Below are 1803 nucleotides of genomic sequence, written 5' to 3'. Positions count from 1 at the left end.
GTGGGACCGGGCCGGGGATGACCTGAGCAACTACATTAGTGACCCCAACACCAAACGCGTAGCCGATGCACAGATCACCACCGACGCAGAAGGCCGCGCCCAGTGGAATCTGAACGGCGAAGACTACGATTGGGGTCGCCATCTGATTCGCATTTGTGACCGGCAAAGCGACCACTGCACCGCACAAACCGTGTACCTGGGCTGGAGCTGGGAGCAAGCCAGTGGCAGCCAGGATGCAGCCACACGGCTGTCCCTGTCCGCAGACCAGGACCGTTACGCCGTTGGCGACACGGCCCATATTCAATTACCCGCTGTCGCCAAGGGCCGCCTGCTGGTGAGCCTGGAAACCGGCTCACGGGTACTGGATCATTACTGGCTGCCCGCCAACGGTGAAGCGCAAACCTTGGATATCCCCATCACCGCCAACATGGCGCCTAATGTGTACGTGCATGTGGCGTTGCTACAGCCGCACAGCGGCCGCAACAACGACCGGCCCATTCGGCTCTATGGCCTGGTGCCGCTGTTGGTGGATGACCCGAATACCCGTCTTGCCCCGCAAGTGAGCGCCCCGGACAAGGTGAAACCGGAAGACACCTTTACCGTGAAGGTCAGTGAACAGCAGGGCAAATCGATGACCTACACCCTGGCGCTGGTGGATGAAGGCTTGCTTGGCCTGACCAACTACCAGACCCCGGATCCCCACGACAGCTTCTATCGCCGCGAAGCCCTGGGGGTGCTGACCTGGGATCTGTTCGACATGGTAGTGGGCGCCTACGGGGCAGAACTGGATCAACTGCTGGCACTGGGCGGCTCCGACGGGGCCGACGATGGCCGGGAAAAGCAGCGTCGCCGTTTCCCGCCGGTGGTGAAGTTCCTGGGGCCGTTCACCCTGGAGGCCAATGAAACCGCCAATCACGAGATTACCTTGCCGCCGTACATGGGCCAGGTGCGGGCCATGGTGGTGGCCGGTGACAACGGCGCCTATGGCAAGGCCGAACAGGACATTACCGTCACCCAGCCGCTGACGGTGCTGAGCACCTTGCCACGGGTGCTGGGGCCGGGGGAAAGCGTGTCGCTGCCGGTTACCGTGTTTGTCACCGACGACAGCCTGAAAAAAGTCACCCTGACCGTGGACGCCGATGAAGACCTGTTCGAGGTGGAGCAGGGCAAGGCCACGCTGACCTTCACTGGCCCGTCCGATCAGATTGCCATGCTGAAAATCACTGCCAAACAGCAGGTGGGTACCGGTGACATCACCGTCACCGCCAAAGGCGGCAAACATCGCGCTTCGGAAACCGTGCATCTGCCAGTGCGTGCGGCTAACCCGCCCACCACCCGCGATACCCGGAAAGTGCTGGCGCCCGGTGAAATCTGGGCGCTGGAGTCGCAGCCCCATGGCATGGCCGGCACCAACAGCAGCACCGTGGTGGTCAGTGCCTTGCCCGCCATGGGCCTGGAGCGCCGTCTGGACTACCTGCTGCGCTACCCGCATGGCTGCATCGAGCAGACCACCTCATCGGTGTTGCCGCAGCTGTACCTGAATCAACTACTGCAACTGGACGAGCAGCAAAAGCAGGAGGTCCAGGACAACGTCACCGCCGGCATTGAACGCCTGCAACGTTTCCAGCTGGCCGATGGCGGTTTCAGCTACTGGCCCGGCCTGGCCAATGCCAGTGATTGGGGCACCAGCTATGCGGGCCACTTCCTGCTGGAAGCCAAACGGCTTGGCTACGCGGTGCCGGCTGCCATGCTGGATAACTGGGCGGCCTATCAGGTTCGTCGTAGCCAGAGCCTGGGCGACCG

1 protein-coding gene is annotated in these 1803 nt (G+C 62.6%); it reads left to right on the top strand.

Translation table 11 applies throughout. From position 1 onward, the window contains the following. The coding region (locus A3730_RS23585) for an alpha-2-macroglobulin (protein ID WP_304439528.1) at positions 1-1803 on the top strand (1803 nt) is incomplete at both ends.

The sequence above is a fragment of the Alcanivorax sp. HI0044 genome, assembly GCF_001634945.1.
The sequence above is the reverse complement of the archived record's forward strand: the minus strand, read 5'-3'. Positions and strand labels throughout refer to the sequence as shown.